The sequence below is a fragment of the Candidatus Electronema sp. JM genome, from assembly GCF_048287415.1.
GTDB lineage: Bacteria > Desulfobacterota > Desulfobulbia > Desulfobulbales > Desulfobulbaceae > Electronema.
Genome location: NZ_JBLWEN010000014.1, coordinates 18,388 through 34,503, shown reverse-complemented (window position 1 = coordinate 34,503; position 16,116 = coordinate 18,388). Strand labels below are relative to the sequence as shown.

Genomic DNA, 16,116 nt, shown 5'->3' with positions numbered 1-16,116 from the left:
TTATTGAAAATGAGTTATCTCTTCAGCAAGGAAGAGTAGAGATTCTTGGTTGACCACGCCAGCAGCGCGGTGCCGACAATAATCACCACCGACAGCGCATTTATGGTCGGCGACACGCCGAAGCGGATCATTGAGAAAATATGCAGCGGCAGGGTTGAAGAACCTGGCCCGGCAACAAAGAAGGTGATGACGAAATCCTCCAATGAGAGGGTGACGGCCAGCAGCAGTCCGGCGATGATCCCTGGCATGGCGATGGGCAGAAGTATGCGCAGGAGCATGTCAAATTCGTTCGCGCCGAGATCATAGGCCGCTTCAACAATGGAATAATCAAATTCCTCCAAACGAGCCATCACTGTCATCAGGACAAAGGGGATGTTGAAGGTCACGTGAGCAAGAAAGACCGTGAGCAAACTGAGCTGCAAGCCGATCTTGTTGAAGAAGATGAGAATGGACACACCGATGATGATTTCCGGCAGGATGATGGGGAAAAAGGTCAGCGTCTGAATGGCCTTTTTCATCTTGAAATTGTACCAGCAAAGACCGATTGCGCCCAGCGAGCCGATGACAGTGGCGGTCACAGCGGATGAAACGGCGACGATGATGCTGTTGTAAAAGCTGTGCCAAAGCGGCTGCGAGTTGTAGAACAGCTCATGATACCACTTCAGCGAGAAGCCCTCCCAGCGCATGGACTTGGAGCTGTTGAAGGAGGAGATGACGAGAATGACTAAGGGGAGATGCAGAAAGAAGGTGACAAAAAGAAAGACACCCAAGGAGAATTTGCCCGGCTTGCTCATCTACAGCTCCTTTTTGCTCTGCGAGCGCATGAAGAGAAAAACACCGATCATGGTCACGGAAGTCAGCACCACGGAAATGGAGGAGGCTAACGGCCAGTTTCTGGTTATGTTCAGCTCACGGACAATCAGATTGCCCAGCATCCACGAATCGGTCCCGCCGACCAGCTGCGGCACGGCGAAATTGCCGAATGTCGGGATGAAGGTGAAGAGAATGGCGGTGGTGATGCCGCTGCGGATATTGGGAATCATCACTAACCAGAGCGCGCGGAATTTTGACGCGCCCAAATCCATTGCCGCTTCGATCAGGGAGAAGTCAAATTTCTCGATGGTCGAATAGAGCGGAAAAATGGCAAAAGGAATGGTCGTGTAGATGATGACCAAAATAATCGCATAGCGGTTGTAGAGAAACTGAATATGCGCGTCCAGCAAGCCTGTGTTGAGCAAAAAGCTGTTGAGCAGGCCATTGCTGCCGAGTATGGCAATCCAGGCATAGATGCGGATCAAAAAATTCGTCCAGAATGGAATGATGATCAGCATCAGGAGCAGATTTTTCATCGGGCTGCGGGCGATGTAATAGGCTGTGGGCAGAGCCAGCGCAACCATGATCGCTGTTGATGCCACAGCAATCACAATAGTGTTGAGCAGCACCTTGAGCACAGCGGTGTTGAGCAGCGATTTGTAAGCAGCCAAGGAAAATTTCAGCTCCACGCCGCCGTACAGGCCTTTTTCCATGAAGCTGTAGCTCAGGGTGATGAGCAGCGGCACGGACAGAAAGGCGATGAGCCAGAAGGCGATGGGCGCGACGTAGATCGGCCCGTAATTTTTGCGCATTTACTGGTTCACCTCCACCATGAAGCTGTCTTTGGTGTTCCACCAGACGCTGACCTGATCTTTCCAGGTGATCGGCTTTTCGTCCATAAAATACTGCACATGCTGGCGGAAAACGAGCAGCGGCTCTTTGGTGCCATTGACGCGGATAAAATATTTCGTCTGGAAGCCGGTGTAGATCATGTCCTCGACCGTGCCGCGCAGGACGTTGACATCCGGCGGCAGATTGCTCGGCTCGCCCGGCGCGATGCGGATTTTCTCAGGACGGACGGTCAGAGCCACGCTGCTGCCGGGCTGCACTTTTTTGTCGCGCCAGATGTTGAATTTGCCGTATTCCGGCGACTCGAAAACTGCGTTCTCCTCGTCGGTCACGGCGATGACTTTACCCCGGATATAGTTGGTTTCGCCGATGAAACGGGCGACAAACTCGTTGGCCGGGCTTTCGTAGATTTCCGCCGGGGTGCCGATCTGCTGAATCTGGCCCCTGTTGAGGACGCAGACCTGATCCGAAACGCTCAAGGCCTCGGATTGATCATGAGTGACGTAAATGAAGGTGATGCCGACTTTGTCGTGAATCGCGTCCAATTCCAGCAGCATGTGCTGTCGCAGCTTGGCATCCAAGGCGGAGAGCGGCTCATCCAGCAGCAAGACTCGCGGCTGGTTGATCAAAGCGCGGGCGATGGCGATGCGCTGCTTCTGGCCGCCGGAAAGCTGACGGGGATATTTTTTGCCCTCGCTCTCCATTTTGACCAAGGTCAGGTTTTCCTCGACCGCTTTTTTGATCTCCGCTTCGGCAATTTTGCGCAGACGGAGCGGAAAAGCGACGTTCTCAAAGACCGTCAGATGAGGAAAAAGGGCGTAGCTCTGGAAGATCGTGTTAACGTGCCGTTTGTTCGGCGGCAGCGGCAGCACATCCACGTCGTCAAAATAGACAGAACCTTCGCTCGGCATTTCAAATCCGCCGATAATGCGGAGCAATGTCGTCTTGCCGCAGCCGGACGGGCCGAGCAATGAATAAAAGCCGCCCTTGCTGATGGTCAGCGAGGTGTTGTTCAAGGCAACAAAATCGCCGAACTGTTTTGAAACGTTCTTGATAGTGACCTGGCTGCTTTTCACCGCGTCAACCTGAGGATGATGAAACGCCCTTCCTGCCCTCCGCTGCGGCGGCAGGCGGCATCCCGTTGCAATTGATGTGAATTCCGACCCATTATAACCGGCGGACAGCAAATGGAAAATACTCGTCCACAGGCCGTCTTGTCAAGATAAAATTCACCCGCCGCTACGGCGGGAAATCCTGTTTTGCCGCCGTTTCTGATTGACTTTGCCCTGTCTTCTCCCGTATTGTTGCTTCCAGCCGCGCAGGCGGCTCAATTGCAACGATTTCTTCGCACAGATCATGATCAAAATTCTCTCAGCCGCAGCCCTGCTGCTCTGCGCCCCGGCAGCGGCACTGGCCAGCGGCGGCCACAGCCCGGACATTTCGCCGATCTGGATCGCCCCCTTCGCCCTGCTCCTGCTCTGTATCGCCGTGCTGCCCCTGGCCGCGAATCATTGGTGGGAGCGCAACAGCAGCAAGGCATTGGTCAGCGGCTTTTTTGCCCTGATTTTTTCGGCCTATATGCTGCTTGCTTTTGGTCAGGCAGGCGGAACAAGCCTGCTCCACGCCCTGCTGCATGAATATCTGCCCTTCATTGTCCTGCTGACCGCGCTTTTCGTCATCTCCGGCGGCATCTACATCAAAGGCTCGCTGGCCGGAACGCCGCTGTCCAACTCCGCCTTTTTAGTCATCGGCGCGGTCTTGGCCAGTTTGATCGGCACCACCGGGGCCTCAATGGTGCTGATCAGGCCGCTGCTGCGGGCCAACCGGGCGCGGGAAAAGAAAGTGCATCTGGTGGTCTTTTTCATCTTCGTGGTCTCTAACTGCGGCGGCCTTCTCACCCCGCTCGGCGATCCGCCGCTTTTTCTCGGCTTCCTCAAAGGCGTGCCCTTCAGCTGGACGCTTCAGCTTTGGAAAGAATGGCTGACAGTCAATGGCCTGCTGATCATCATCGGCAACGTGGTGGATCAATACATGCTTTCTCGCGAGGAAAAGGAGCGCAAAGGCTCGCAACTCGAAGCAGTGCTGATGCATGAGCCGCTCGGCATCGTAGGCTGGCACAATTTCTTTTTTCTCGGCGGCATTGTGCTGGTGATTCTTGGCAAGGGCCAGGGCTGGGGCGGTGAATGGCCGTTCGGGATGCAGGAAATTCTGATGACCGCGCTCACGCTGGCCGCATATTTCACCACCAAAAAAGAAATCCGGGCGGCCAACAGTTTCACTTTTGCTCCAATCATTGAGGTGGCGGTGCTCTTCTTTGGCATCTTCATCACCATGATCGCGCCGCTGACCGTGCTGAATGTGCATGGCAAGGAGCTGGGCTTGACCGATCCGTGGCAGTTTTTCTGGGCCGCAGGCGCACTGTCCAGCTTTCTCGACAATGCCCCGACCTATCTCACCTTTGCCGCCACCGCCGCAGGCAGCATGGGCGTGAGCGTTGAAAATCAGAAATATCTGGCGGAATTTCTCGCCACAGGCGGCGCACAGGCGGCGGAAATATTGATCGCCATCTCCTGCGGCGCGGTTTTCATGGGCGCGAACACCTACATCGGCAATGGCCCGAATTTCATGGTCAAAGCCATCGCCGAAGAAAACGGCGTGAAGATGCCGAGCTTCTTCGGCTATATGGCCTGGTCGTGCGGCCTGCTGCTGCCGCTGTTTGTTCTGGTGACGTTGATATTTTTTTGGTGATCCAAAGCCAGCGGATCTTCAATCTGTCTTTGAATGGCCCGCTTCAAAGGCCGTGCGCTAGCCTTATAGCAGCTTGCCCACCGACACTCCACGTCGGCGACCACTGCCGCCACATGAAAGATTCAATATGTTTTATTGGCATCTTGTTAAGAATTCCATTTTTTATTATCAGACTGATATGTTGGGTATGTTTTATACTTCCGTTTTCAATTGCCTTTAAGATTTTTCAGATAATTTCAATCCAAATAGTTTTTTTAATTCAGCATGTAAGAATGACTCGTATGAGCTTGAAGAGTACATAAAATCTATGTCTGAAACTACAAGAGCAAGACAACAACTTGATAAAATAATTAATTTTTAAAAAATTGAGAAAGAAGAATAATTTTCCCTTCACCCTTTCAACTATATGGAAGGATACAAAATTTACGAAACGGCTTTCTATTCTATGAAAGCCGCTTCGTAAATCCAGCCAAAGTTACTTCCCAAACACCAGCCCTTCCTCCCCCTTATCCACCACAATCCTGTCCCCCTCGCCGAACTTCCCCTCCAGCAGCTCCAACGCCAGCGGATCTTCAATCTGCCTTTGAATAGCCCGCTTGAGAGGCCGTGCGCCAAAGGCCGGATCATAGCCGCTTTCCACCAAGAAGAGCTTGGCTGCTTCTGTCAATTCGACAGAGAGTTTGCGGTCGGCCAGCCGTTTCGCCATTCTGGCAATTTGGATGTCCACAATCTGCATCAAGTCCTCGCGGCGCAGGCCGTGGAAGGTGATGATTTCATCAACCCGGTTGAGGAATTCAGGCCGGAACTGCCGGTGCAGCAGTTCATCCACCTGCTGCCGCATCTCATCTGGGTTGCTTTGGCCAAGCTCCATGATGACATGACTGCCGAGATTGGAAGTCATGATGATGATCGTGTTTTTGAAGGAGACCGTCCGCCCTTTGCCGTCAGTCATGCGGCCATCATCAAGGGCTTGCAGCAGGACATTGAAAACATCCGGGTGCGCCTTTTCAATTTCGTCCAACAGCACGACAGAATAAGGCCGCCGCCGCACAGCTTCGGTCAGCATTCCACCTTCATCGTAGCCGACATAGCCAGGAGGCGCACCGATCAAGCGGGCCACGGAATGCTTCTCCATGTACTCGCTCATGTCAATGCGGATCATGGCCTGCTCGGAATCAAAGAGGAAATCCGCCAGACTGCGGGCCAGCTCGGTTTTGCCGACACCTGTCGGGCCAAGAAAAATGAAGGAGCCGAGCGGCCTGTCCGGGTCTTGCAAACCCGCACGGGCGCGGCGCACCGCGTTGGCGACCGAAGCAATGGCCTCTTTCTGGCCGATCACGCGCCGGGCGAGCTGCTGCTCGGCCTGCACCAGCTTTTCCTTCTCGCCTTCCAATAGCTTGTCCACAGGTACGCCCGTCCACTTAGCGACTACCGCCGCCACGTCCTCCGCGCTGACCTCCTCCTTGAGCATGTGGTGCTCCTGCTGCACCTCAGCCAGCCTGCGGTTTTCGGCATCCATCTCCTTTTCCAGAGCAACAATGCGGCCATAGCGGATTTCCGCCACCTTGCTCAGATCACCGGCCCGCTCCGCCCGCTGCTCCTCGCTGCGGGCCTCGTCAATCTTGGTTTTAATCGCCCGGATGCGCTGGATGACATCTTTTTCGAGCTGCCACTGCCCTTTCATGGCATTCAGGCGTTCGTTCAGTTCGGCCAAATCTTTCTTGAGCCGCTCAAGCTGCTCCTGCGAAGCCTTGTCCTTCTCCTTCTTGAGAGCCTCCTGCTCGATCTCCATCTTGATCCGCTTGCGCTCCAGCTCGTCAATTTCGGTGGGCATGGAGTCAATCTCGATGCGCAGGCGCGACGCGGCTTCATCAATCAGATCAATGGCTTTGTCCGGCAAGAAGCGGTCGCTGATGTAGCGGCTGGAGAGCACAACCGCCGCCACAGTCGCCGCATCCTGAATGCGCACGCCGTGATGCACCTCGTACTTCTCCTTGATGCCGCGCAGGATGGCAATGGTGTCTTCCTCGCTCGGCTCCTGCACCAAAACCGGCTGGAAGCGGCGTTCGAGGGCCGCGTCTTTCTCAATGTATTTGCGGTATTCGTCAAGGGTGGTCGCGCCGACGCAGTGCAGCTCGCCGCGAGCCAAGGCGGGCTTGAGCATGTTGGAGGCATCCATCGAGCCTTCCGCCGATCCTGCGCCGACAAGGGTGTGAATTTCATCAATAAAGAGGATGATTTCACCGGCTTTTTTCTCCACTTCCTTCAAAACCGCCTTGAGCCGGTCTTCAAATTCGCCCCGGTATTTCGCGCCCGCGATGAGCAGGCCGAGATCAAGCGCGAGCACCTGCTTGCCCCGCAGCGAAGCCGGGATGTCGCCGTTGACGATGCGCTGCGCCAAGCCTTCAACGATGGCGGTTTTGCCCACGCCCGGCTCGCCGATCAGCACCGGGTTGTTCTTGGTGCGGCGGCTGAGAACTTGAATAATCCGGCGCACTTCTTCATCGCGGCCAATGACCGGATCGAGCTTACCGCGCCGCGCAACATCGGTGAGGTTGCGGGCGTATTTTTCGAGGGCTTGGTATTTGTCTTCGGGGTATTGATCGGTCACGCGCTGGTTGCCGCGAATGCTGCTTAATGCTTGAAGAAAACCGGCAGCGGTGATGCCAAGCCGCTCCAGCATTTTTGCAGCGGCAAGGTGGCCGCTTTTGAGCACGGCAAGGAAAAGGTGCTCCTGGCTGACGTATTCGTCCTGCATGGCCGAGGCCTCTTTGAACGCCTGATCGAGCACTTTGCTGAAATTTTGGGACGGATACACTTGGCCCGCGCCGCTGCCGCTGACCTTGGGCAGCTTGTCAATGAGCTGCTGGGTTTCGCTGAGGACAATAGCGGGGTTCGCGCCCATTTTCTGCAAGACCGGAACCGCAACGCCTTCGGGCTGCTCCAGCACCGCCTTGAGCAGGTGCTCCGGCTGAATTTCCTGATTGCCGAACTGCTCGGCCAGAGCAACGGCGGCCTGCACCGCTTCCTGCGATTTGACAGTGAATTTGTCGAGTTTCATGGCTTCCTCCGTGGGGTGGCTGTGCAGGAGAAAATAAGAATTTTTTGCAGGCTGTCAATGCGGGGAGGAATGGAAGACGGCGGCTGGAAGAACTGCTGGCGGCCTGTGCTGGCCAAACGGAGGAAATTTCGCAGGTAACTGTTCGTTTTGCCGAAGTAAAACTTAGTTGCCGAAGTGTATTTTTTCGATAAAATTATCGAAGCCGTCAATGATTTTATCGAAAGTTTAGATAAAATTATCGAAAAATTAGGGGTAGGAAATCTAAATTTTGGATGAAATTATTGAGACGGTGGATGTGGGAATTAAAAGGGTGGGTTACGGTAAGGAGGGAGGGTGTTGCCAGATGTGTCTATTGGATTACTGAGAGGAGAGTTTAATTGTTGCAGAACGTGGCAAAATATATTTACTTTTTCTTTTAATTGAATACTTCACCCAACGTAGCAACGCCAACCAATGGATCGACAGGCTTAGTTGAAATCGTGTATTTCACAAAATGGTCTTCTTTGTCCAATCGCCACACGCTCATATTCATTCCTTTGAAATTTTTTTCTTTTTTTAATTTTACAAACTCAGCTATATCTCGAACAGCGATTTCGTCAATCGCAGTAATAATATCACCAATTAATAATGAACTATGTTTTCTACCCTCAAAACCTACAACGATCACACCGCCATTGTAATCATTTGGATAACGCTCTTGGATGAATTTCTTTGCTTTTTCTGTATATTGTTTCGCCGCTGAATCTTTTGTCCGCTTTAAGTAAATATCCAAGGCTGCAAGGCACTCTTCCTTAAATCCAGCAGAAAGAAAACGAATTGCCTTCCCCCATACTAACTCTGCATCATCGGCAGGAGAAATAGCAAATTTTACTTTTATCTGCTCTCTATGTTTTTGCGTAGCCTCTTGAATTGTAGCTACTTCATCTTTAACCGTGGAAAGCAACGCTCTTTTTCTTTCAACTAATTCTTTTCTTTTTGTCAGCAGGCGATTTAATTCAGATGCGTCTGAAACTACAGATAAATAGTTGAAATTTTTCTGAGCAAATGCAAGTGGAGAGACTGCCTCTGGAAGCATTCCAACCATCAACTGTATTTGTGCTCCACAAAACTGCAACCATAAATGTATATATTCAAATTCAAGTTGAATTTCCTCTATCTTACGTTTGCCCTCTTTTGTTGAAGAAGCAAGATTGAGTTCAGTAAACTCTTGTTGCAATCGCAACAATTTGTCATTTAGATTAGACAGATATTCTTTTAAGTCTGAAAAATTTGAAAATGAAGAGGCTGAAGTTGCAGTTATCTTTGATAAGATATTCACCAATCCAATCAGTTCTTCACTCTTTGCAAATTTCTGAAAAACAGGGTTTAAATCTTTCATCATGTTATCTATTATTATTTTTGATTTACTTGCTCTGTTCGCTGGTGTTAATCCAATTTGGCTATCTGTATCAGTCCATACGGATTCAAGAAGAGGAAAAAATGTCGTTTGTGCAGCTTTGATTGTACTGCCAGATTTGTCAATCTGATCAAGCCAATTAATAAGATTTGATGTAATCGTTTCGAGTCGTTTTTTCATTTCAGACAATTCTGTTTGTAAATCGCCAACCATGGAAGAAAGTTCATTTTGTAAATATTTGAGGCGCTCCATAGCTTGATTTTGATTGCGCTGACATTCTTTTTTATTTGAAAGCCATCTCATCTCAGGTTTTGAAAAAAAGTTGAGCATTGTTAAAATTGGCTCAAAAATTTCTTCAAAAGCCTTGTTCGTTTGATTGATAGGAAGAAGTATTTCATTTAATCCAAACCAAAATACTACAGCATTCTGATATACTTGCTCTCTATAATTTGAAAGAGTTTTTTTCTTTATTTGATGTTCAACCGAAGAATCAATTCGAGAAATTTTCAAGAGAAAATCTATATGGTTTAATAAATCATCAATATTTCTATTAAAAAGAACCGGAACCGCTGTGAGGTCAGCAGCACTTATCGGTGTCTTGCTGCTCCAAGTAATAATATCATTTGTTATTGGTTCGAAAAAATTCTTTGTTTTTTTTATTTCATCTTTAGTGTGTATTCCTGCCCTATAAAGTTCATCATATTGAAATTGATTCATTTTATCTGAAGACAAAAAAGAATCAATTTCATTGCTGTATGAATCAAAAAGATAGAACTGTCTGTCTATGCCGGATAAATAAGACCCTAAGTGAAACAGAAGCCGTTTGGTCATCTGCTGATCTTGGCGTGTTTTTGGAAATTTCTCTTCAACAGAGGGAGAAATAGTTTGCGGCGTAAAAAAATATGTAATGACAAAAAGTGCTAACGCGCCTCCAGCACGAATGAGTAATCCTTTTGCTTGTAAATCTATATTTAGAAATCCCGGTATAACTGCGCCCAAGACTGCGCAAGCTAAACTGAGTAGAATTCTTATGAAGATTGGGAAATTGCTATCAGAAAAAGGTTTGTCTCGAATAACAAGGAAAGAAATCAGCCCTACAATAAACAAGGCCACAATCGTGGCCACAATTTTTTCCCATTGAGCTGGCTGATAAGGCAGTTGACTGTTCATATTCGGTAGTTATTTTGACTTGATCAGTTTAAGACATTCTTTAACTCAAACGGAGGTCACATTCACATCTGCTCGTTAGACTTAATCTTTTTATTTCTAATCTTTGATAGCTTTTCTGCGTAAAATTTGCGTTTTTTCCTGTAGTCATCGCATATCGCTTTGATGTCAAAATTAAACATCTTAGCGTGCTCATCTCTAAATTTCCTTATTTCATTCACTATCGGGTCATTCATCGTCTTCTCCTAACAGCTCTTCGGGCGAGCAGATTACAGGGCATTTATACCCTGTACTTTCAACAGTTAATCTGATTTTATCCCGCATGAATGGATTGTTTATATGCTTAAAATTCCACGTCAAAATAAAATCAATCTCATTTACTGCCGCAATAGCAATGTGCAACGCATCTTCTGGGGAATTATGAGGAACAGCTTTTTTCTGCAACAAGATTACTGCCAACTCTTCTGATTTATTATCAACCTCAAGCACGTTAAAATCTTCTATTGCTTCCAGCCTCAATTCCGACTGTCTGTGGTCTCCTTTCAGACTTTCTTCAATAACCGCCTCAGAAATATAAACTTCAAATGCCGACAGCCGGTTCCACATCTCAATTGTGGAAATCTGATGCCCTGCAATTCTTATGTTTTCAGAACGATCTGAGACATAGTAGCTCACAACGCTCGTTTCTATGTATATCTTTTTCATAAAGATTCATTATACCTTCCGCGCTCTCAAACGCAACCGGAAAAGCAGCTTTCGGAAAGAACAACCGCCGCCACCGTCGCGGCATCCTGAATGCGCACGCCGTGATGCACCTCGTACTTCTCCTTGATGCCGCGCAGGATGGCGATAGTGTCCTCCTCGCTCGGCTCGCCGATCAGCACCGGGTTGTTCTTGGTGCGGCGGCTGAGAACTTGAATAATCCGGCGCACTTCTTCGTCGCGGCTAATGACCGGATCGAGCTTGCCGCGCCGCGCAACATCAGTGAGGTTGCGGGCGTATTTTTCGAGGGCCTGATATTTGTCTTCCGGGTATTGGTCGGTCACGCGCTGGTTGCCGCGAATGGCGGTCAGGGCTTGCAGAAATTTGTCCGCCGTAATGCCAAGCCGCTCCAGCATTTTTGCAGCAGCCAAGTGGCCGCTTTTAAGCACAGCGAGGAAAAGGTGCTCCTGGCTGACGTACTCGTCCTGCATGGCCGAGGCTTCTTTGAAGGCCTGATCAAGCACTTTGCTGAAATTTTGGGACGGATACACTTGGCCCGCGCCGCTGCCGCTGACCTTGGGCAGCTTGTCAATGAGCTGCTGGGTTTCGCTGAGGATTGCGGCAGGGTTCGCGCCCATTTTTTGCAAAACCGGAACAGCAACGCCTTCGGGCTGCTCCAGCACCGCCTTGAGCAGGTGCTCCGGCTGAATTTCCTGATTGCCGAACTGCTCGGCCAAGCTGACTGCGGCCTGCACCGCTTCCTGCGATTTGACAGTGAATTTATCGAGTTTCATGGCTTTCTCCGTGGGGTGGCTGTGCAGGAGAAAATAAGAATTTTTTGCAGGCTGTCAATGCGGGGAGAAATTGAAGACGGCGGCGGGATGGACTGCGGGCGGCCTGTGCTGGCCGAACGAAGGGGCTTTTGCAGGCAATTGTTCGGTTTTCCGAAGCAAAACTTAGTTGCCGAAGTGTATTTTTTGGATAAAATTATCGAAGCCGTCAATGATTTTATCGAAAGTTTAGATGAGTTAGAAGTTACGCAATTCGACTGCCAACCTATTGATTTTATGCAATGGGAGAATTATGCAACATAAAAAACAATTTGCTGTAATAGTTGAATTTCTCATTTCAACTGCGTAATTCCTACGATATTGAAATTTACAGATTATGCCGTATTTTCAGGAGGATGAATATAATTTCGTCCGGCTTCCCTGCCAAGGCAATAAACAAGGGCAGACACAACGGTCTGCCCCTACAGCGCATCCTATCAAAACGCGCCGGAAAGCGCAGCTTACGCCTCCTTCCAATCAGGCCGAAGATGCAATTCTGTCAGCTGCTTGCGCTCAACTGACGACGGCGCGTCGGTGAGCGGGCAGGTGGCCTTCTGGGTTTTCGGGAAGGCGATCACGTCGCGGATGGAGCTGGAGCCGGTGAGCAGCATCATCAGGCGGTCGAGGCCGAAGGCCATGCCGCCGTGCGGAGGCGCGCCGAAATCAAGGGCGCGGAGCAGGAAGCCGAATTTTTCCTCGGCCTCTTCCGCGCCGATGCCGAGCAAATTGAGCAGCCGCGCCTGCATTTGCGGGCTGTGGATGCGGATGGAGCCGCCGCCGATTTCGCTGCCGTTGAGGACGAGATCGTAGGCCCGGCTGCGGACTTTCAGCGGTTCGGTCTCAAGCAAATCAAGGTCTTGCTCCAGCGGCGCAGTGAACGGGTGATGCACGGCGGCGTAGCGTTTGCGCTCGGCATCGAACTCGACCAGCGGGAAATCTGTCACCCAGAGGAAGTTGAAGACATTGCTGTCCAGCAGACCGAGGCGGCGGCCCAGCTCAAGGCGCAGCTCAGAAAGCTGCTGATTGACCGGGGCCAGCTTGTCCGCGCCGAAAAGGATCAAATCGCCCGGCTCCGCGCCAAGGGCATCGCGCATCGCCGCAATCTCGTTCTCATTGAAAAACTTGGTGATCGGCGACTGCCACTCGTCTTCTTTGACCTTGATCCAGGCCATTCCTTTGGCCCCGAAAGCGGCGACGAACGCGGTCAAGTCGTCCAAATCCTTGCGCGAAAAATTGCCGCAACCCTTGGCGTTGATCGCCTTGACCACGCCGCCTTCTTCGATGATGGCGTTGAAGACCTTGAAGCCGCAGCCGCGCAAAGTTTCGGTCAAATCAACCAATTCCATGCCGAAACGGGTGTCCGGCTTGTCGTTGCCGTAGCGCGACATGGCTTCTTGATAGGTCATGCGCGGGAATGGCGGGGTCAGCTCGATGCTCCGAGTTTCCTTGAAGATTTTTTTGACCATGCCCTCGGCAATGGCCATGATGTCTTCCTCGCTGATGAAACTCAGCTCAAGGTCAATCTGGGTGAATTCCGGCTGGCGGTCGGCGCGCAGGTCTTCGTCGCGGAAGCATTTGACGATCTGGAAGTAGCGGTCCATGCCCGCAACCATCAGCAATTGCTTGAAAAGCTGCGGCGACTGCGGCAAAGCAAAAAATTTGCCCGCGTTAACCCGGCTCGGCACCAAATAATCCCGCGCCCCTTCCGGCGTGGAGCGCGTCAGCATCGGCGTTTCGATTTCCAAGAAGCCGTTGTCGCAGAGAAAATTTCGCACGCCCTGCATCACCTTGTGCCGCATGACCAAATTGGCTCCGATTTCGGGCCGCCGCAAATCAAGATAGCGGTATTGCAGGCGGATATTGTCCGAAACATCGCTGTCTTCGTCCAGCGGGAAGGGCGGAGTGCGGCTGGCGTTGAGGATGCGCAACTCGTTGACCAGAATTTCGATGGCCCCGGTCTTCAGCTTGGGGTTGGCCATGTCGCCGGGCCGCGCCTCAACCTTGCCGCGCACCGCCAGAACCCATTCAGAGCGCAGCTGGTGCGCCTTGGCGTGCGGTTCGGGGTTGATTTCCGGGTTGAAGACAATTTGGGTGATGCCCCAGCGGTCGCGGAGGTCGATGAAGATAACACCGCCGTGGTCGCGGCGGCGAAGAACCCAGCCCATGAGGACGACTTCCTGATTCAGGTTGTCCAGGCCGAGACTGTTGCAGTCATGTGTGCGCCGCAGCGCGCCGAGTGAGTCCATCTACGTCTCTTTTTAGGGGAAATAATTCAGAACAAAGGGAAAACAAGCAGTCATTGAGGCGGATTATTTTGAATAAAATTCATATCAATTCTATTCCCATCTAAAACAAACATTTTTTAACGTCTCTTCATGTAGCTGTTTCCATTTTTTTCGAGCGTTAAATATTTCTCGATTTATACCATCCGCATATTTCTTGTTTTTTGAATAACCTATTTTTGGATATGTTATAGCTGCCGGATGACAGAACTCTACAACTACAGCATACATCTTTTCTCTTTCGTCGTATAAAACATAATGATTTGCCATTAGACCGAAAGGATAAACTTCAATATCATTATCAGATTTAGACTTTTTATAAAAATTAGATTTAACACTAACATCATCAATTATAACATCTGTGTTTTGTCCGTAATAGGAAATAAGTGTGAATTTTGATAGTTGTTTTGTTGGTATTCTTGACTTATTTTTTAAATTTTCAAGACGTTCTTCCTTTGCTATTCTTGCATGTCTTGCTGCCTCTTCTTTTTTTTGACATGAATAAACATTAAACGAAATATAAAAAGAAATAATTCCAAAAAATAACAAAAATGTAAAATTAAAAAATTTAGCGCATATACTTTCGTTTCCTGAGTAGCTTGAATAGCTATCATAACAAGTATTTGATGAGTAAGAATAGCTTTCTTCTTCTTTGCTTTTAATATTTTCTGATTCGTTATTTTCGTAGTTTTCGTCGCTATTTCTGTCCCATGGATTCGACCAATCTGCTGAATCGAATATTGTGTATTGTTCTTTGAAATCAGAACACGATTCTGTATCTCCATAATCTGGTGTACTATGTCCAAATTTGCATTCATAATTCCACGGCATTTCTGGAAAAGACTTGCTCCAATAATGTGTACAATCTTTGCATCTTGGCATAATAGCACCCTGTATCGATCTCGATAACCTTTAAGACATCAATGATTTTTTTCGATTTCTTTGCCTTCCAAATACAAAGTGTCTGAGCAAATATCCTGCTCGTGTGGCCAAACAACCGTGCCGTGCTCCACCTTCGCCATGAGAAAATAATTCAGGTCGTTCAATTCCTGAAACTACACTTGCTCGTATATTCTCAGAAAATCGCCCCGACTGATATTAGCCTGCGTACAGATTGTCCTCAGCGTCGAACTTTTTAAAGTTGGATGATTCGGCATGGTCAAAGGAGTCTTGGTTCCGTCCGCATTTTCTCTGATCATTGCAATATGCTCGCGTTCCCGCACGATTTCAAAACCAAGCCGTTTCAATGTGCTGATCACCCGTGACTTGGGCGCGTCAGCAGGGAATTTAAGCATTTGCCGCCACCCTTGTTTCAGCTATAAATGCTTCCAAGACAGCCTCGTCTTCTTGAAAAACTTCATAGCCGAATGTCTCAATATGAAATTCTATCGCAGATTTGACGTTGCTCAATACTTCTTCGTAGCTGTCGCCTTCACTCACAACTACGCCTTTCAAGCCGAGCGGATACGCAACATATCCATCCGAATGCTTTTCGACAATGATTTTCAGCTGTTTGTTCATTTGTTCCTCGGTTTCAAATTGTGATTATGCCGCCGCCTGAAAGTGCATTGCGGAAAGCTCCTCTTTGCTTGCCCGTGCTGAAATACCGAGAAACTCCACGCCGATCACGCTGCCGTTTTCATCAAAATCAAGAATAACGCCCGGCCTGACTTCTTCTGATTCCACAATCCGCTTGTCATCAAGCCGAAAATAAAGGGCATCGCTTTCTTCATCTACTCTGGAGACCTGTATCATTTCTCGTAGTGAAATCTGCATGAAATAATAGTCAGCACATCTTCGGCGACTTCATACACAAATCGGTGCTCCGAATTGATTCGCCGTGACCAGCAACCACGCAAATTCGCTTTCAGCGGTTCAGGTTTGCCAATTCCCGCAAACGGCGTTCTTTTCGTTTCTCTGATAAGATCGTTGATTCTTTTCAAGAGCCGCTTGTCATTTTCCTGAAACCAAATATAATCTGCCCATGCAGATTCAGTGAACAGCAGCTTCATGGATCAATCAACTCCCGTTCAATCACTTTGCCTTCTCTGACCTCCTGAAGCGACTGGCGCAAATGCTCGGCATTGGCTGGGTTGGAAAGCAGATACAGAGTTTCTTGCCAAGAATTGAATTCATCCAGCGACATCAGCACCGCCTTGCTGCCTTTATCATTCAGCAGAATAGCTGGCTCCGCATCCGCAATGATTTGATCAATCAAGGCATCTAAATTCCTCGCCGCCTGCAATACCGGAACTGCATTCATAGCGC

Annotated in this window: 17 protein-coding genes; 2 read left to right on the top strand and 15 right to left on the bottom strand. The window is 49.5% G+C overall.

Features of this window, described 5'->3' with window-relative positions:
* Positions 1 to 14: 14 nt before the first annotated feature.
* From ACNKH6_RS03435 to ACNKH6_RS03425, 3 genes are read right to left on the bottom strand one after another with little or no spacing between them, the layout of a single operon-like run.
* Positions 15 to 794 (bottom strand): ABC transporter permease, encoded by a 780-nt coding sequence (locus tag ACNKH6_RS03435; protein ID WP_417914147.1) that lies wholly within the window; start codon positions 792 to 794, stop codon positions 15 to 17.
* On the bottom strand, positions 795 to 1,625 hold the full coding sequence (locus tag ACNKH6_RS03430) for an ABC transporter permease (protein WP_417914146.1): 831 nt from the start codon (positions 1,623 to 1,625) through the stop codon (positions 795 to 797). It lies immediately after the preceding gene.
* The gene (locus ACNKH6_RS03425; RefSeq protein WP_417914145.1) at positions 1,626 to 2,738 is read right to left on the bottom strand and encodes an ABC transporter ATP-binding protein; all 1,113 of its coding nucleotides are present in this window, start codon (positions 2,736 to 2,738) and stop codon (positions 1,626 to 1,628) included.
* Positions 2,739 to 3,018: 280 nt separating this feature from the next.
* Here ACNKH6_RS03425 and ACNKH6_RS03420 point away from each other — a divergent pair, with 280 nt between their 5' ends.
* The gene (locus ACNKH6_RS03420; RefSeq protein WP_417914144.1) at positions 3,019 to 4,410 is read left to right on the top strand and encodes a sodium:proton antiporter; all 1,392 of its coding nucleotides are present in this window, start codon (positions 3,019 to 3,021) and stop codon (positions 4,408 to 4,410) included.
* Here ACNKH6_RS03420 and ACNKH6_RS03415 read toward each other — a convergent pair.
* The 5 genes from ACNKH6_RS03415 to ACNKH6_RS03395 form a co-directional block, all read right to left on the bottom strand.
* Positions 4,341 to 4,502 (bottom strand): hypothetical protein, encoded by a 162-nt coding sequence (locus ACNKH6_RS03415; protein ID WP_417914169.1) that lies wholly within the window; start codon positions 4,500 to 4,502, stop codon positions 4,341 to 4,343. The two genes, ACNKH6_RS03420 and ACNKH6_RS03415, sit on opposite strands and share 70 nt — an antisense overlap.
* A gap of 383 nt (positions 4,503 to 4,885) precedes the next feature.
* Positions 4,886 to 7,471, bottom strand: coding sequence for an ATP-dependent chaperone ClpB (clpB, locus tag ACNKH6_RS03410; protein ID WP_417914143.1), 2,586 nt, complete (start codon positions 7,469 to 7,471; stop codon positions 4,886 to 4,888).
* A 415-nt stretch (positions 7,472 to 7,886) separates the two neighbouring features.
* The gene (locus tag ACNKH6_RS03405; protein ID WP_417914142.1) at positions 7,887 to 10,037 is read right to left on the bottom strand and encodes a hypothetical protein; all 2,151 of its coding nucleotides are present in this window, start codon (positions 10,035 to 10,037) and stop codon (positions 7,887 to 7,889) included.
* Between the two features lie 225 nt (positions 10,038 to 10,262).
* Positions 10,263 to 10,739, bottom strand: coding sequence for a type II toxin-antitoxin system VapC family toxin (locus tag ACNKH6_RS03400; RefSeq protein WP_417914141.1), 477 nt, complete (start codon positions 10,737 to 10,739; stop codon positions 10,263 to 10,265).
* A 26-nt stretch (positions 10,740 to 10,765) separates the two neighbouring features.
* On the bottom strand, positions 10,766 to 11,530 hold the full coding sequence (locus ACNKH6_RS03395; RefSeq protein ID WP_417914140.1) for a Clp protease N-terminal domain-containing protein: 765 nt from the start codon (positions 11,528 to 11,530) through the stop codon (positions 10,766 to 10,768).
* Positions 11,531 to 11,587: 57 nt separating this feature from the next.
* On the opposite strand from ACNKH6_RS03395, the gene ACNKH6_RS03390 reads away from it, so the two are divergent.
* Complete coding sequence (locus tag ACNKH6_RS03390; protein WP_417914139.1) at positions 11,588 to 11,830, top strand: hypothetical protein; 243 nt, start codon at positions 11,588 to 11,590, stop codon at positions 11,828 to 11,830.
* A 197-nt stretch (positions 11,831 to 12,027) separates the two neighbouring features.
* Here ACNKH6_RS03390 and aspS read toward each other — a convergent pair whose 3' ends face one another.
* The 7 genes from aspS to ACNKH6_RS03355 form a co-directional block, all read right to left on the bottom strand.
* On the bottom strand, positions 12,028 to 13,812 hold the full coding sequence (gene aspS, locus ACNKH6_RS03385; RefSeq protein WP_417914138.1) for an aspartate--tRNA ligase: 1,785 nt from the start codon (positions 13,810 to 13,812) through the stop codon (positions 12,028 to 12,030).
* Between the two features lie 90 nt (positions 13,813 to 13,902).
* Complete coding sequence (locus ACNKH6_RS03380; RefSeq protein WP_417914137.1) at positions 13,903 to 14,730, bottom strand: hypothetical protein; 828 nt, start codon at positions 14,728 to 14,730, stop codon at positions 13,903 to 13,905.
* Positions 14,731 to 14,903: 173 nt separating this feature from the next.
* Positions 14,904 to 15,143, bottom strand: a complete 240-nt coding sequence (locus ACNKH6_RS03375) for a type II toxin-antitoxin system HicA family toxin (RefSeq protein WP_417914136.1) — start codon at positions 15,141 to 15,143, stop codon at positions 14,904 to 14,906.
* Positions 15,136 to 15,369 (bottom strand): type II toxin-antitoxin system HicB family antitoxin, encoded by a 234-nt coding sequence (locus ACNKH6_RS03370; protein WP_417914135.1) that lies wholly within the window; start codon positions 15,367 to 15,369, stop codon positions 15,136 to 15,138. The genes ACNKH6_RS03375 and ACNKH6_RS03370 overlap by 8 nt, the downstream gene beginning before the upstream one ends.
* A 24-nt stretch (positions 15,370 to 15,393) precedes the next feature.
* The gene (locus tag ACNKH6_RS03365; RefSeq protein ID WP_417914134.1) at positions 15,394 to 15,603 is read right to left on the bottom strand and encodes a DUF2283 domain-containing protein; all 210 of its coding nucleotides are present in this window, start codon (positions 15,601 to 15,603) and stop codon (positions 15,394 to 15,396) included.
* On the bottom strand, positions 15,600 to 15,860 hold the full coding sequence (locus tag ACNKH6_RS03360) for a Txe/YoeB family addiction module toxin (protein WP_417914133.1): 261 nt from the start codon (positions 15,858 to 15,860) through the stop codon (positions 15,600 to 15,602). The genes ACNKH6_RS03365 and ACNKH6_RS03360 overlap by 4 nt, the downstream gene beginning before the upstream one ends.
* Positions 15,857 to 16,111, bottom strand: a complete 255-nt coding sequence (locus tag ACNKH6_RS03355) for a type II toxin-antitoxin system Phd/YefM family antitoxin (protein ID WP_417914132.1) — start codon at positions 16,109 to 16,111, stop codon at positions 15,857 to 15,859. The genes ACNKH6_RS03360 and ACNKH6_RS03355 overlap by 4 nt, the downstream gene beginning before the upstream one ends.
* Between the last annotated feature and the right edge of the window lie 5 nt (positions 16,112 to 16,116).

Excerpts from the sequence above, each read along its gene's own strand:
- ACNKH6_RS03435 (WP_417914147.1), bottom strand. The coding sequence starts at position 794 with ATGAGCAAGCCGGGCAAATTCTCCTTGGGTGTCTTTCTTTTTGTCACC.
- ACNKH6_RS03430 (WP_417914146.1), bottom strand. The coding sequence starts at position 1,625 with ATGCGCAAAAATTACGGGCCGATCTACGTCGCGCCCATCGCCTTCTGG.
- ACNKH6_RS03420 (WP_417914144.1), top strand. The coding sequence starts at position 3,019 with ATGATCAAAATTCTCTCAGCCGCAGCCCTGCTGCTCTGCGCCCCGGCA.
- clpB (WP_417914143.1), bottom strand. The coding sequence starts at position 7,471 with ATGAAACTCGACAAATTCACTGTCAAATCGCAGGAAGCGGTGCAGGCC.
- ACNKH6_RS03405 (WP_417914142.1), bottom strand. The coding sequence starts at position 10,037 with ATGAACAGTCAACTGCCTTATCAGCCAGCTCAATGGGAAAAAATTGTG.
- ACNKH6_RS03400 (WP_417914141.1), bottom strand. The coding sequence starts at position 10,739 with ATGAAAAAGATATACATAGAAACGAGCGTTGTGAGCTACTATGTCTCA.
- ACNKH6_RS03395 (WP_417914140.1), bottom strand. The coding sequence starts at position 11,530 with ATGAAACTCGATAAATTCACTGTCAAATCGCAGGAAGCGGTGCAGGCC.
- ACNKH6_RS03390 (WP_417914139.1), top strand. The coding sequence starts at position 11,588 with ATGCGGGGAGAAATTGAAGACGGCGGCGGGATGGACTGCGGGCGGCCT.
- aspS (WP_417914138.1), bottom strand. The coding sequence starts at position 13,812 with ATGGACTCACTCGGCGCGCTGCGGCGCACACATGACTGCAACAGTCTC.
- ACNKH6_RS03380 (WP_417914137.1), bottom strand. The coding sequence starts at position 14,730 with ATGCCAAGATGCAAAGATTGTACACATTATTGGAGCAAGTCTTTTCCA.
- ACNKH6_RS03375 (WP_417914136.1), bottom strand. The coding sequence starts at position 15,143 with ATGCTTAAATTCCCTGCTGACGCGCCCAAGTCACGGGTGATCAGCACA.
- ACNKH6_RS03370 (WP_417914135.1), bottom strand. The coding sequence starts at position 15,369 with ATGAACAAACAGCTGAAAATCATTGTCGAAAAGCATTCGGATGGATAT.
- ACNKH6_RS03365 (WP_417914134.1), bottom strand. The coding sequence starts at position 15,603 with ATGATACAGGTCTCCAGAGTAGATGAAGAAAGCGATGCCCTTTATTTT.
- ACNKH6_RS03360 (WP_417914133.1), bottom strand. The coding sequence starts at position 15,860 with ATGAAGCTGCTGTTCACTGAATCTGCATGGGCAGATTATATTTGGTTT.
- ACNKH6_RS03355 (WP_417914132.1), bottom strand. The coding sequence starts at position 16,111 with ATGAATGCAGTTCCGGTATTGCAGGCGGCGAGGAATTTAGATGCCTTG.